Genomic DNA, 14,611 nt, shown 5'->3' on the forward strand with positions numbered 1-14,611 from the left:
AAGATGTGTATAATTACTATATGTTGTAGGTCGATATGTATTAAAGCACAATATATAGTAATTGAAAGGAAAATAATCTTCATTAAAACTGATCTACATCAAGGTATTTTTGCTACATCAGGCCTCAAGAGGGATTGGTAGAATTGTAAATATGTGCCAAAAACAGAAGTGATAAATTATTCATCGAAAAGTGAGAACATAAAAAAAGCAAAGTGCTCATAAAGAGACCTTTGCTTTTTTATGGCTTGCTATTGAGACGAAATTAACGGATAGCGATAACTTCGATTTCTACTTTTGCATCTTTTGGTAAACGTGCAACTTCAACACAAGAGCGAGCAGGGAATGCAGCGTTATGCTCTTTGAAGAATGCTTCATAAGCAGCATTGATCGTACCGAAATCATTTAAATCTTTTACGAAAACAGTGGTTTTGATGATATTAGCAACAGTTAAACCCGCTTTTTCAATGATTGCTTTTACGTTTTCTAAAGATTGACGAGCTTGTTCTGCTGCATTATCAGAAACAAATTCACCCGTTGCAGGATCAACAGGTAATTGACCTGAAGTGATCACTAAATTACCTAAATCAACGCCTTGTACATAAGGGCCAATTGCTGCAGGGGCTTTATCGGTATTAATTTCGTAAGACATGTAGAACTCCTGTTTTTATAAGATTAAGGCTAACGCTTGATTAGCACGGCGCTATTATAGCCAGTGCTGTAGGTTAGCAATATGACAGATATCAGGCTTTATCATAAAGTCTGTAAGTATAAAAAGAAAATAATCGTAGCGTTCTTTTCTATTTTTTGATGGTTTTTAATCCATGAAAATGGCTAATTTATAGCAAATTTTTTATAAAAAAGATGATGGGTTTTTGTCTTGTATAGAGAGAGGATATTATGTGTATTGAGAGGAAATTATTCTATTCTTATTAAAAAACTATCTGCCCTTGCGAGCAGATAGTTAAAAGAATTAACGAATAACTGCGTGGCGTTCGAACTCTTTTTCACAGTACTTGCAGGTTAATACAACATCTGAGGCCAGTTTTTTGACACGGAAACTACTTTGTACTGGCTCATTATGGCTAATACAGTTGCTATTAGGACAAGGCACCACATCTTCAAGCAATTCCGGCAAGCTTAATGCCATCTTATTAACGACTTGATAATCATCGATGATATTTACAGTTGCTTGAGGCGCATACATCGCTAAACGGTTTGCTTGCTCAGAGGTTAAAAAGACATTTTCGATTTTAATTAAGTCTTTTTTACCTAAATTTTCTGAAGGTAAATTAAAACCTACGGTTATTCTTTCATCAGTTTCTGTTAGGCGGAACAGTGAAAGAATTTTAAAGCCCACCTGCGCTGGAATATGATCAATAACAGTCCCACGTTTGATAGCTTCAACTTTTAGTTTGTGATCATGTGTCATGGTGTGCTCCTTATTAAAGAACTAAGTTTTTATTCAGGACTAAGGCAAGTAATGCCTGACGTGCGTAGATACCGTTGCCTGCTTGTTGGAAATAGTAAGCGTAAGGTGTTTTATCTACATCTGTCGTGATTTCATCGATACGTGGCAATGGATGTAGGATTTTGAGGTTATCTTTCACATTCACTAAATCAGCGCTAGTTAAAACAAATTGAGCTTTAACATTTGCGTATTCAGATGGGTCTAAACGCTCTTTTTGTACGCGAGTCATATACAGAATATCTAGCTCTGGCATCACTTCATCTACTGTTTCATGCTGGCTGTATTCAACACCATTTTCTTCCAGCAAGTGAAGAATATGCTCTGGCATGGCGAGCACTTTAGGGGCAATAAAATAGAGATGATTACCTTTAAATTTCGCCAATGCTTGTGCCAGTGAATGCACTGTTCTGCCATATTTTAAGTCACCGACCATCGCGATATTGAGATTATCTAAACGGCCTTGCGTCTCTTGGATGGTAAACAAGTCCAGTAAAGTCTGAGTTGGATGCTGATTTGCACCATCACCTGCATTGAGTACTGGAATATCGCCAGCAAACTCAGAGGCTAAACGCGCTGCACCTTCTTGAGGATGGCGAATAACAATGGCATCAGCATAAGTACGAAGAACCGAAATGGTATCCGCTAATGTTTCACCTTTTTTACCCAGTGAAGTGTTGCTTCCATCAGAAAAACCGACAACTGATGCACCTAGGCGGTGAATAGCTGTCTCAAATGATAAGCGAGTACGTGTTGATGCTTCAAAAAAACAGCTCGCAATCACTTTGTCTTTCAACAATTCGTTATTAGGTTGCTGTTTGAGTTTATTAGCAACGTGAAGAACAGACTCCAAATCTTCCCTGTCCAGATCATTGATGGAGATAATATGCTTTTGGTAGAGCGGATTAGTCATTAGAGTTCTCCTTTAGCGATGAATTGTGCGATAGATGGTTTTTTATAGGCCAAAAAAAACCCCTCAATAAGAGGGGTTTTAAAAAATTGGGCTACTGGAAAAAAGAGAATGCGCTTGCGACCAGTTAAGGTGCTTGTTTTTGTTACGAATTGGAATAGGCGCTGTTTCATCTTTCCTCCTGACAAATTGTGGCGCATTATACGCATCTTAGAGTTACACGCAAGCGTTTGCTTTTATTTTTTATTAAAAAATTTTTTTTAATTTAAAAATCAATAAGCTTGAGATAAAACGAAGAAAACACCTATTTTTTCATAAATAAAAAATAGGTGTTTTGCATGATTATGTACTTTAGAAAGGATTTGCAAGGGTCGCGACCATCACCGCTTTTATGGTGTGAAGACGATTCTCTGCTTCATCAAACACAATGCTGTGTTTTGATTCAAAAACCTCATCAGTAACTTCAAAGCCACCATAGAGATTAAATTCTTCAGCTAATGCTTTACCCATTGTTGTTTCTTCGTCATGAAAAGCGGGTAAACAGTGAAGGAATTTGACGTCTGGATTTCCGGTTAATTTTATAACATCCATATTGACCTGATAAGGCTTAAGTAAAGCGATACGCTCTTTCCAAACCTCTTTGGGTTCGCCCATAGAAACCCACACATCAGTGTAAAGAAAATCAGCATTTTTAACGCCTTCCGCTACATTTTCAGTTAGCGTGATATTTCCGCCATTTTTCTTGGCAATCTCTTGGCATTGAGCAACTAAACTTGCTTCAGGCCAACATGCTTTAGGTGCAACTAAACGTAAATCCATACCTGTTAATGCGGATGCTTCCAGCATGGTATTACCCATGTTGTTACGAGCATCACCAAGGTAAGCAAATACTGTTTCTGATAACGGTTTAGTTTGATGTTCTGTGATAGTCAGCAAGTCGGCTAACAGCTGTGTTGGGTGAAATTCATTGGTTAAACCATTCCAAACAGGTACACCTGAATATTGTGCAAGTGCATCCACTGTTTTTTGCCCATAACCTCGATACTGAATACCATCATACATACGGCCTAATACACGCGCGGTATCTTTTATCGATTCTTTATGTCCAATTTGGCTTCCACCCCCTAAATAAGTCACTCTTGCGCCTTGATCAAATGCAGCGACTTCAAACGCGCAACGGGTACGTGTTGAGTCTTTTTCAAAAATCAGTGCGATATTTTTTCCTGTAAGATATTGAGTTTCTTGACCTGATTTTTTGGCTGTTTTCAATTGAGCTGACAATGTAAGCAGTTGTTGAATTTCTGCAGGTGAAAAATCAAGTAAACGTAAGAATGATTTTTGATAAAAAGGGTTCATAGGGTGACATCCTGTTATTGAATTTATATTCAATTTATATCAATAAATATTCATCATCAACCCCTAAAGGAAAACTTTTAATTTAAACAGTATGCGATAAGGGCATCATATTAAGTATGGAGTGTTGATCCTGCCTGTGGGAGAATGAGCAAGATACCTTTTCAGACTATTGCGGAGCATGATTATGGCGGACAGCAAAGAGTTAGCAGAACAACGTGAAGAAACACGTCTTATTATTGAAGAATTACTGGAAGATGGCAGTGATCCAGATGCACTGTATGCCATTGAGCACCATATTTCTTGTGAAAATTTTGAAACACTAGAAAAAGCAGCCGTTGAAGTTTTTAAATTAGGTTACGAAGTGACAGAGCCTGAGGAAATTGAAGTCGAATCAGGTGAGATTTTAGTTTGCTTTGATGCAGTAAGCGAAAGTGGTTTAAATGCTGAACTTATTGATGCTCAAGTTGAGCAACTAATGAATTTAGCTGAAAAAATGGGTGTCTATTACGATGGTTGGGGTACTTATTTTGAAGATCCTGACGCTGAGTATGATGATGAAGACGGTGAAGGCGAAGACGACGAAGAAGAGTCTGATAAGTCATCACGTTTACATTAATTTTTGCTAAATGTTGTCCTTTTGTACCTGATTTATCAGTGCAATATAGCACCAGCCACAAAATTGTTGCTTTGTGACTGGTGTTATTGTTTTTAAGGTAATCTTATTAATCCATTACACCAAACTTACCATTGTCATAATCATCAAAAGCTTGTAGTAGCTCTTCTTGCGTGTTCATCACAAAAGGCCCTTGCCCTGCGATAGGCTCGTTAATCGGCTCACCTGTTAGAATTAAAACAATGGTGTCACCCATTGACTCTAATGTCAGTGTATCGCCATGATTATCTAACATCACCATATCGTGTTGACGTGCAATTTCACTGTCATTGATATGAACGGCACCTTTTACTACAAACAACATTGCATTATGACCTTCAGGAATACTGTAATGAGAAACACCTGCACGATTTAAACGCAGATCCCACACATTCAATGGTGAGTAGGTCATTGCGATACCTTGGGTATTAGTATAATTACCAGCGATCACTCGGACATAGCCTTGATCATTAGGTAATTCAACATGAGGAATATCCTCTGCTTTCAGTGCCTGATAACGAGGCTGTGTCATTTTGAACGCTGTTGGCAGATTCACCCAAAGTTGCACCATTTCCAATACACCACCTTCTTTGGTCATTTTTTCAGAGTGATACTCTTTATGCAAAATGCCAGAAGCTGCGGTCATCCATTGCACATCACCTGCGGTAATCGTTCCAGCATGACCTTTAGAGTCATGATGAGAAACTTCGCCTTGATAGGCGATTGTTACGGTTTCAAATCCACGATGAGGATGCGCTCCTACACCACGGGCATTGGTAACAGGTTTAAACAGTGTTGGCTCGGCATAATCCATCAGCAGAAACGGGCTATGTTTCTCACCATTTTCCTGATAGGAAAATAAGGTGCTGACTGGAAAGCCATTACCTACCCAGTGTGAATTTGGCGCCGAATAAATATGATTAACCTGTCTGATAGTCATGATTGTTCTCCGAGTTAAGGAAAGAAACCGCAATAACCAAGACACAGAAGGAGGTAATACAGATTATTGCGATTTCTTAATGAGACTGATCATAAAGTGTTCGCGTGATGAACAAAATAGGGGGAATTTGTTGATGGTGTTCAAAAAAAATGAATGACTTTGGATGGTGAAAAAGAAAGAAAAAGAATGTAATAAAGAGGCTATATTTAAATAATTGATGAAATAGCTCTTAGTGTAATAGGCCTTTATTTGATTCTGTTTTTAAAACTGAAAACAAAAAACTACATTCTTTCTTAGCAACAATAAGTCAGAATGTAGTTTATTAATATATTTATTTCTTAAATCTTATTTGCTTGTGTCGCCACAACCGCCAATGATTTTAGAAATAGAAACTGCTGGGTGCAGTAAGTAGTCGTAGTTACAGTCTTTTTCTTTATTGTATACGCTACCAGTACAACCGGTCATTACAGTAATTACAGAAGCAATAAGTGCAATTTTAACAAAGTTTTTCATGAAAAAATTCCTTTTAAATTTTAGAGTTATAAAAGCCATTGCATGGCTTTATCTGCATAAAGATATTAAATTAGCTATAAATAGCAATATAAAAAAATCTCTTTTTTTAAATATAAAATAAGATAAATAATATTTTATTTAAGAAGGGAAATATAATCAGATAGAGTGAAATGAAAAACGATTTAAACTTGTAAGTTTTAATAAAATTTAAGATAAGAAATTTATTAATAATATTTTGATAATAATTAATTAAGAAATTAATTGTGAAAATAAGCATAGAAATATGTTCTATTTATATCATTTTGATAAACAGGATTTGTGTTAATAGATGCTATTTTATTGCTAATAAAAACCCGCATAAAAATGCGGGTAAAGTAGAGCTTATTTTATTTATTGTATTACATAGGGAACAGCAAGAATGCTTAAAGTGGCTTCACCATACGGATCTCACAATCACTATGTCCAGTGTTGCCTAATGCTTCATCAATAAATTCGAATCCTAGTTTTTCATATAAACCGACAGCCGCTTTTAAGATATCTGTGGTTTCTAAATAGCAACGGCTAAAGCCTTGCTCTTTACCAAACTCAAGAGATTGCAGAACGATTTTTTTCGCAATACCTTTGCCACGTAATTTGGATGAAAGGTACATTTTTTGTAGTTCACAAGTATTGCCATCGCCACCAGCAAGTGGTGCGACACCACCTCCACCAACAACTTCTCCATCCATTTCAACAACCCAGTAAGCACTGCGTGGCTGATGATAAACTTCATAGAGGGTATCTAAAATTGGATCGGCAACCGCAAAGCCTTTATCGGCAGTTAAACCATGCTCTGCCGAGACTTCACGAATAACGCGTGCAATACCTGCGTTATCTTTTTTTTCAATCGCTCGAATAACAATATTTGAGGTTATAGCTTGGGTTGCAGTCATAGTTGCACTCATCGTTTCACTTATTAGTAGAATATTTTTTGATTATTAATTGAGAGAGCACCGGAAAGGAACTTCTTCATTGAAAGTAGCACGGATGGCTACAAAAACTATCTTAATTGATTAAGCGTGTTTGTAAACCGTTAACCCCTCTTCTTTGCTTAACTTCTTCCTTTATTTCTAGCGTTATATTTTAGTGAGTGATTAAATTTAAGTGGAAATAGAGGACGAAAAGACGTATTAACGAGAATAGAACCGTGAATAGTAAGAAATGAAGTGAAAAAAGGTTTTATTTTCTGACTGAAAGAGACTAAGTAAAAACCCGCGGTAAACGCGGGTTTTTATTATTAATCTCAGTGTCTTTAACACGATAGTGCTTATAAAGAGGCGATAGAGACTTTCTGTGCGATTAGCTTCTCTTTTGCATTTAAGCATGTCGCTAAGCGTTCACGCTCTTTAGCAACAACCGCTTCTGGCGCACGGCTAACAAAGCCATCGTTAGATAATTTGCTGTCTAAAGTTGAGATATCTTTTTCTACTTTTTCAAGCTCTTTATCTAAACGTGCAAGCTCTGCATCTTTATCGATAAAGCCCGCCATTGGGATCAGCAATTCTGCACCGTTAACCAGTTTATTAACCGATAATGGCGCTTCTTCGCCTTCTGCTAATGGACGGATATCAGCTAAACGACCCATTGCTTTTAAGAAACCAATATTGTCACTAACGCGACGTTTCGCATTGTCATCGGCACCACGTAGGATAACTTCAAGTGGTTTACCCGGAGCAATATTCATTTCAGCACGGATATTACGAACTGCAACGATAACTTCTTTGATCCACTCCAGGTCGTTCAGTGCTTGTTCATCCACTAGTGAAGCATCGAACTCAGGGAAAGCCTGTAGCATGATGGTTTCGCCTTCAATGCCTTTAACTTCCTTCACACGTTGCCAGATGGTTTCTGTGATAAATGGAATAATTGGATGAGCAAGACGCAGTAAGCCTTCTAACACTTCAATCAGTGTATGACGTGCTGCGCGTTTTTGTGCATCATTACCTTTGTGTACAGCAGGTTTTGATAGCTCAAGATACCAGTCACAGAATTGGTTCCAAGTGAACTCATATAAAATACCGGCAGCGATATCGAAACGATAGTTATCTAATGCTTCGCGATAGGCTTTAACGGTATTATTAAATTCAGCTAAGATCCAACGGTCAGCCAGTGAGAATGTCATCTCACCACCTTGGTAGCCACAATCTTGATCTTCTGTATTCATCAGAACAAAGCGGCTTGCATTCCACAGCTTGTTACAGAAGTTACGGTAGCCTGATAGACGTTTCATATCCCAGTTAATATCGCGACCTGTTGAAGCTAATGCCGCTAGGGTAAAGCGCAGAGCGTCTGTACCGTGTGCTTCAATACCTTCAGGGAATTCTTTGCTAGTACGTTTAGCAATTTTTTCAGCCATTTGTGGCTGCATCATATTGCCAGTACGTTTTTCTAACAGGTTCTCTAATGAAATACCGTCAATCATATCCAGAGGGTCAAGTACGTTACCTTTGGATTTTGACATCTTCTGGCCTTCTTCATCACGAATAAGACCTGTCATATAAACCGTATTAAATGGAATTTGCGGTTTACCGTCTTCATCTTTAATAAAGTGCATGGTCATCATGATCATGCGGGCGATCCAGAAGAAAATGATATCGAATCCACTGACTAATACATTCGTTGGATGGAATGTTTTTAGTGCTTCGGTATTTTCAGGCCAGCCTAATGTTGAGAATGTCCACAGTGCGGATGAGAACCACGTATCGAGTACGTCTTCATCTTGGCGTAATGCCACATCAGCAGCGATATTGTTTTCACGACGAACTTCTTCTTCGTCACGACCAACATAAACGTTGCCTTGGTTGTCATACCAAGCAGGGATACGGTGACCCCACCACAGTTGACGAGAAATACACCAATCTTGGATATCATTCATCCATGAGAAGTACATGTTTTCGTACTGTTTTGGTACAAATTGGATATCACCATTTTTAACCGCTTCAACGGCAGGTTTCGCTAAAGGTGCTGCGCGAACATACCATTGGTCTGTTAATAAAGGTTCGATAACCACGCCACCACGGTCGCCGTAAGGTACGGTTAAATCGTGAGGTTTGATCTCTTCTAATAAACCTAGGCGTTCAAATTCAGCGACGATTGCTTTACGTGCAGCAAAGCGTTCCATACCTTGGTAGGCTTCTGGAATTTCAGTGCTGTAAACGTCAGATTCAACACCGTTGGTGTCTAATACTTCTGCGCTGACACGGATATTGCCATCAAAATCCATGATATTAATCATTGGTAATTGATGACGGCGTCCAACTTCATAGTCATTAAAGTCGTGAGCAGGGGTGATTTTTACGCAACCAGTCCCTTTTTCCATATCAGCGTGTTCGTCCGCTAAAATAGGAATACGACGGTTCACGATTGGTAGAATAATTTCTTTACCAATTAAATCTTTATAGCGAGGATCTTCAGGGTTAACAGCAACACCAGTATCACCTAACATGGTTTCAGGACGTGTTGTTGCAACAATCAGGTAATCTTTACCTTCAGCTGTTTTTGCTCCATCCGCTAAAGGGTAACGCAAATGCCACATAGATCCTTTAACTTCACGGTTTTCAACTTCAAGATCAGAAATCGCCGTGTGTAATTTAGGGTCCCAGTTTACAAGGCGTTTACCGCGGTAGATGAGATCTTCTTTATGTAAGCGAACAAAAGCTTCTTTAACCGCTTTAGATAACCCTTCATCCATTGTGAAACGTTCACGTTCCCAATCAACCGAGTTACCTAAACGACGCATTTGGTTAGAAATATTACCGCCTGATTCCGCTTTCCATTCCCAAATTTTGTCAATAAATGCATCACGACCATAGTCATGACGATTTTTACCTTCTTCAGCAGCAATTTTACGCTCAACGACCATTTGAGTCGCGATGCCCGCATGGTCAGTACCTGACTGCCATAAGGTGTTTTTACCTTGCATGCGCTGATAACGGATCATGGTATCCATAATGGTCTGCTGGAAAGCATGACCCATATGTAAGCTACCCGTCACGTTTGGTGGTGGGATCACGATACAGAAGCTTTCTTTCGTTGTATCGCCATTGGCTTTAAAGTAGCCGTTTTTTTCCCAATGCTGATACAGAGGTTGTTCAATCTCTGCTGGATTATATGTTGTGTCGAGCGATGGCTCTTTTGGTGCGGATTTATTTTCCATATTCTTTACGTATTCAATAGGTTGGCGGCGTAGCCATTGTCAAAGTAAAGCCGACGCTACGATAAATTTTATATCGCTCACGCGCCAACTGTTTCAATTGTTCATCAATAGGTACGAAGTCTATCACTTCATGGAAAGCTGTGGCAAAGTCTACGAATTGCGATTGCAAATTAATCAAGAGATCACGAGGTGCATTACCACGTTTTCCAGGCCAACATAATTCAACAGGCGAGCCATAACGAGGGCCTTCACCGGCAAGATTATGAGGAACAAACTGATGAGGTTCTCTTGCCCATAATGCCTCATCAAGCAATTCAGCTTGAGCCTGAGACTCACAAACCAACAAAATACGTTTGCCTAATCGCCAATGTTCAGCGGTAAGTTGACAGGCAAGCCACTCATGAGCCTGTAAATCATCATGTATTGATGGGTGTTCCATTAAATAAAACGTGGCGTTTTTCATGATATCCCGATAACAGAAGGGTATTGCGTTGCAATACCCTTCTTGGAGTCTGCTCTATTTACCATAATAATAGGGTAATACCTTAACCCTGATAATTATGCGGTATTAATCGTCGCTATTCAAACCCGCGCGATTAAGTAAGAACTGAGACAATAAAGAAACAGGACGGCCTGTTGCGCCTTTTGCTTTGCCAGAACGCCATGCGGTACCTGCAATATCCAAGTGAGCCCAGTTATATTTAGTCGCAAAACGCGCTAAGAAACAACCGGCTGTAATTGCGCCACCTAAACGGCCACCTGTATTTGCTAAGTCAGCAAAATTAGATTCGATTTGTTCATAGAACTCATCGCCTAATGGTAAACGCCAAGCGCGATCACCTGCTTGCTCAGATGCATTCATTAACTCATGTGCTAATGGATTATGATTAGACATTAATCCGCTGTAGTGATGCCCTAAAGCCACCATACAAGCACCTGTTAATGTTGCGATATCGACAACTAATTCAGGCTCGAAGCGCTCAACATAAGTTAACGTATCACACAGTACTAAACGACCTTCAGCATCAGTATTTAATACTTCAACGGTTTGACCTGACATGGTTGTTAAAATATCACCAGGGCGATACGCTTTTCCACCCGGCATGTTTTCACAGCCTGCAAGTACGCCAATAACGTTGATTGGTAACTGGAGTTCAGCCACAACACGCATCACACCGTAAACCGTTGCTGCACCACACATGTCGTATTTCATCTCATCCATGCCATCAGCAGGTTTGATAGAAATACCACCTGAGTCGAATGTCAGTCCTTTACCTACTAATACGATTGGGCGAGCTTCAGGATCTTTATTGCCTTTATATTCGATAATCGACATTAAAGATTCATTTTGAGAGCCTTGTCCTACCGCAAGGTAAGCATTCATACTTAGCTCTTTCATTTGTTCTTCGCCAATAACACGCGTAGAAACATTTGAAGATGAGTCTGCTAATTGACGAGCTTGAGACGCTAAATAAGCGGCATTACAAATATTAGGTGGCATGTTAGCTAAATCTTTACATGCTTTAATACCTGATGCGATAGCTAAACCGTGTGCAATTGCGCGTTCACCACTTGGTAGTTCACGACGAGTAGGTACATTAAAGACCATTTTACGCAATGGACGACGTAATTCTGTCTTATTGCTTTTCAGTTGATCAAAGGTATAGAGGCAGTCTTTTGCAGTCTCAACCGCTTGACGCACTTTCCAGTAATTATTACGACCTTTAACATGCAACTCAGTCAGAAAGCATACGGCTTCCATAGAGCCAGTTTCGTTGAGAGTGTTAATGGTTTTTTGAATGATCTGTTTATACTGGCGTTCATCCAATTCACGCTCTTTACCGCAACCAATCAGTAAAACGCGCTCAGAGAGAACATTTGGTACATGATGTAACAGCAATGATTGCCCGACTTTGCCTTCCAGTTCACCTCTGCGTAACAGGGCGCTGATATAGCCATCACTGATTTTATCAAGTTGCTCCGCGATCGGAGATAAACGACGAGGCTCAAACACCCCCACGATAATACAAGCGCTGCGTTGTTTCTCTGGGCTGCCGCTTTTTACATTAAACTCCATGCGTTCTCCTGAATATTAAAGACAAAAACGGAAAGTATCGTTTAGAATAGTGATCCGCATTAATCTACCCCATAGAAAGTTTACTTTTTATGTTAAGCTAAATGCATTAATTGAACACAACTAATTTAGCTAACTTATAAGCTTGTTCTTATTGGGAACCTGTTTATAGCATGTTTTGATATCATTTGGGCTGCAAGAATGTCTAACTGAGATGCACAAATGATAGATATACAACGAAGTTAGCGATTTTCCTGCAAAAAGACAAGTTTTCACAGGCATAACTAGCGTGATTATAATTCGATATTTAGCTCGGGAAACCCTTAAAAGTCAGATAGCCATCTTATTTATTTTGATGCTTATCTTCTTTAGCCAAAAACTGGTTGAAATTTTAGGGGCTGCTGTAGAAGGTAATATACCTACAAACCTTGTGGTTTCTCTGCTGTGGCTGGGCATTCCTGAGATGGCACAGCTTATTCTTCCATTAAGCCTTTTTCTTGGGCTTCTGATGACTTACAGCAAACTTTATGTTGAAAGTGAGATAACCGTCATGAATGCGTGCGGAATTGGTAAGAAAGCATTAGTGCAAGCTGCACTATTGCTCTCATTACTGACCAGCGCATTAGCTGCAGGAAATGTCATTTGGCTTATTCCTTGGTCTTCGGTGCATCAAGAGCAAGTCCTTGAGGATGCTAAAGCTAACCCAAGTTTAGCTGCACTGATGGAAGGACAATTTAAGATGTCCAGTGACCGCAATATGGTGCTCTATCTTGGTAGCGTGAAAGGGAATCAATTCCAAGATGTGTTCCTTGCACAGTTACGTCCAACACAAGATCAGCGTCCTTCTGTCGTGGTAGCAGATAAAGGCTATACCAAAGAATTGCCCAACGGTAATCAGATAGTCGTACTCAGTGAGGGAACTCGCTATGAAGGTACGGCTGTATTACGTGATTTTCGTATTACTGATTTTAATGACTACCAAGCTGTTATTGGGCACCGTGAATCTACTATTAGCAGTAACCGTGTAGAACAAAAAACGATGACTGAGCTTTGGCATTCTAATGAAACAGAGTCTATCGCTGAATTCCATTGGCGTTTAACCTTAATTTTCTCTGTTGTCATTATGGCTGTGATGGTCGTACCTTTAAGTGAGGTAAACCCACGCCAAGGCCGCGTATTAAGTATGCTACCTGCCATGTTGCTTTATTTGGTGTTCTTCTTATTACAAAGTTCATTGCACTCTAATGGTGAAAAAGGAAAACTGGATCCGCTAATTGCAATGTGGAGTGTTAATGGCGTTTATCTTGCCTTGGCTATCTTATTAAATATTTGGGATACCTTGCCTATGCGTAAATTCCGTGCTCGCTTTAAGAAAGGAGTTGCCTGATGTTTGGTGTATTAGATAAATATATCGGGCGTACTATTTTACAGTCAATTTTGATGACGTTATTTTTGCTGGTTTCACTATCCGGCATTATCAAATTTGTCGATCAACTCCGTAAAGTAGGACAAGGGGATTTCACCACGCTGGATGCGGGTATTTATGCCATTTTAAATATCCTTAAAGATGTGCAGATTTTCTTCCCTATGGCTGCCTTATTGGGTGCGTTATTAGGATTAGGTGCATTAGCAACGCGTAGTGAGCTGGTGGTGATGCAAGCATCGGGATTCACCCGTTTGCAAATTGCAGGCTCTGTGATGAAAACTGCTATTCCATTAGTGCTGTTAACAGTACTTATTGGTGAATGGGGCGCACCACAAGGTGAACAATACGCACGTAACTATCGCGCTGAAAAAATCATGGGTAACTCTTTAGTTTCTACTAACCGCGGTATGTGGGCTAAAGATGGCAATCAATTTATTCATATCAACCGAATAAAGAGCCAAAATGAGATGCAAGGCATCACACTCTATGATTTTAATAATGATAGAAAACTAGAAACAGTACGCTATGCATCAAGTGCAACCTACGATGTGAATAATAAAACGTGGATGTTGAAGCAAGTCGACATGTCAGATTTAACGAACCCACAAAAAATCACAGGTAAAAAACAGGTATCACTTGAGTGGCCAACACGACTAACGCCTGAAAAATTAAGTGTTGTGGCGTTAGATCCGGATGCATTATCAATCAGTGGGCTCTATCAGTACGTTAAATATCTAAAACAGAGTGGGCAAGAATCAGCAAACTATGAGCTGAATTTCTGGAAAAAAATCTTTGCTCCAGTCTCTGTTGCAGTAATGATGTTGATGGCATTGTCATTTATTTTTGGCCCATTACGTACAGTACCAATGGGATTAAGAGTCTTAACGGGTATCTCTTTTGGCTTCTTATTCTATATCGTCAATGAGGTTTCAGGACGATTAAGTCTGGTTTATGGCATACCTGCAGTGATTGCAGCATTAGTACCGGGAATACTCTTCTTAACATTAAGTTTATGGTTATTGATGAAGCGTAACCGCTAAGTAATATCAGCCAAGAAAAACAAAAAGCGCCTTACAAGGC

Annotated in this window: 14 protein-coding genes; 3 read left to right on the top strand and 11 right to left on the bottom strand. The window is 39.4% G+C overall.

The features are described from left to right. Window positions 1-262 precede the first annotated feature (262 nt). From GTH25_RS01570 to argF, 5 genes are all read right to left on the bottom strand, one after another. Window positions 263-649 (bottom strand): RidA family protein, encoded by a 387-nt coding sequence (locus GTH25_RS01570; RefSeq protein ID WP_006535650.1) that lies wholly within the window; start codon window positions 647-649, stop codon window positions 263-265. Window positions 650-970: 321 nt separating this feature from the next. Continuing rightward, window positions 971-1,429 (bottom strand): aspartate carbamoyltransferase regulatory subunit, encoded by a 459-nt coding sequence (gene pyrI / locus GTH25_RS01575; protein ID WP_006535648.1) that lies wholly within the window; start codon window positions 1,427-1,429, stop codon window positions 971-973. Window positions 1,430-1,442: 13 nt separating this feature from the next. Then, complete coding sequence (gene pyrB / locus GTH25_RS01580) at window positions 1,443-2,378, bottom strand: aspartate carbamoyltransferase (RefSeq protein WP_075673603.1); 936 nt, start codon at window positions 2,376-2,378, stop codon at window positions 1,443-1,445. Beyond that, window positions 2,378-2,548 (bottom strand): hypothetical protein, encoded by a 171-nt coding sequence (locus GTH25_RS01585; RefSeq protein WP_164530178.1) that lies wholly within the window; start codon window positions 2,546-2,548, stop codon window positions 2,378-2,380. The genes pyrB and GTH25_RS01585 overlap by 1 nt, the downstream gene beginning before the upstream one ends. Before the next feature lie 178 nt (window positions 2,549-2,726). Beyond that, the gene (gene argF, locus GTH25_RS01590; RefSeq protein ID WP_109419178.1) at window positions 2,727-3,731 is read right to left on the bottom strand and encodes an ornithine carbamoyltransferase; all 1,005 of its coding nucleotides are present in this window, start codon (window positions 3,729-3,731) and stop codon (window positions 2,727-2,729) included. 184 nt (window positions 3,732-3,915) lie between these two features. Here argF and rraB point away from each other — a divergent pair, with 184 nt between their 5' ends. Then, window positions 3,916-4,347 (top strand): ribonuclease E inhibitor RraB, encoded by a 432-nt coding sequence (rraB, locus tag GTH25_RS01595; protein WP_099660265.1) that lies wholly within the window; start codon window positions 3,916-3,918, stop codon window positions 4,345-4,347. A 106-nt stretch (window positions 4,348-4,453) separates the two neighbouring features. On the opposite strand, the gene GTH25_RS01600 is transcribed toward rraB, so the two are convergent. The 6 genes from GTH25_RS01600 to pepA all read right to left on the bottom strand — a co-directional run bounded on the left by GTH25_RS01600 (window position 4,454) and on the right by pepA (window position 12,108). Beyond that, complete coding sequence (locus GTH25_RS01600; RefSeq protein ID WP_099660264.1) at window positions 4,454-5,323, bottom strand: pirin family protein; 870 nt, start codon at window positions 5,321-5,323, stop codon at window positions 4,454-4,456. Between the two features lie 345 nt (window positions 5,324-5,668). Next, the gene (locus GTH25_RS01605) at window positions 5,669-5,836 is read right to left on the bottom strand and encodes a YhfL family protein (RefSeq protein WP_036914671.1); all 168 of its coding nucleotides are present in this window, start codon (window positions 5,834-5,836) and stop codon (window positions 5,669-5,671) included. Window positions 5,837-6,258: 422 nt separating this feature from the next. Further along, on the bottom strand, window positions 6,259-6,768 hold the full coding sequence (locus GTH25_RS01610; protein WP_075672317.1) for a GNAT family N-acetyltransferase: 510 nt from the start codon (window positions 6,766-6,768) through the stop codon (window positions 6,259-6,261). 374 nt (window positions 6,769-7,142) lie between these two features. Further along, entirely contained in the window at window positions 7,143-10,031 is a 2,889-nt protein-coding gene (locus tag GTH25_RS01615) for a valine--tRNA ligase (RefSeq protein WP_099660263.1), read from the bottom strand. A gap of 13 nt (window positions 10,032-10,044) precedes the next feature. Next, complete coding sequence (locus GTH25_RS01620; RefSeq protein ID WP_023583544.1) at window positions 10,045-10,494, bottom strand: DNA polymerase III subunit chi; 450 nt, start codon at window positions 10,492-10,494, stop codon at window positions 10,045-10,047. 105 nt (window positions 10,495-10,599) lie between these two features. Then, window positions 10,600-12,108, bottom strand: a complete 1,509-nt coding sequence (pepA, locus tag GTH25_RS01625) for a leucyl aminopeptidase (protein WP_075672198.1) — start codon at window positions 12,106-12,108, stop codon at window positions 10,600-10,602. 286 nt (window positions 12,109-12,394) lie between these two features. On the opposite strand from pepA, the gene lptF reads away from it, so the two are divergent. Together lptF and lptG are read left to right on the top strand one after the other, a co-directional pair. Beyond that, entirely contained in the window at window positions 12,395-13,492 is a 1,098-nt protein-coding gene (lptF, locus tag GTH25_RS01630) for an LPS export ABC transporter permease LptF (protein WP_075672200.1), read from the top strand. After that, window positions 13,492-14,571: an LPS export ABC transporter permease LptG gene (gene lptG / locus GTH25_RS01635; protein WP_075672202.1), complete on the top strand. Its 1,080-nt coding sequence runs from the start codon at window positions 13,492-13,494 to the stop codon at window positions 14,569-14,571. The genes lptF and lptG overlap by 1 nt, the downstream gene beginning before the upstream one ends. Window positions 14,572-14,611 lie beyond the last annotated feature (40 nt).

The organism is Proteus terrae subsp. cibarius, from assembly GCF_011045835.1.
GTDB lineage: Bacteria > Pseudomonadota > Gammaproteobacteria > Enterobacterales > Enterobacteriaceae > Proteus > Proteus cibarius.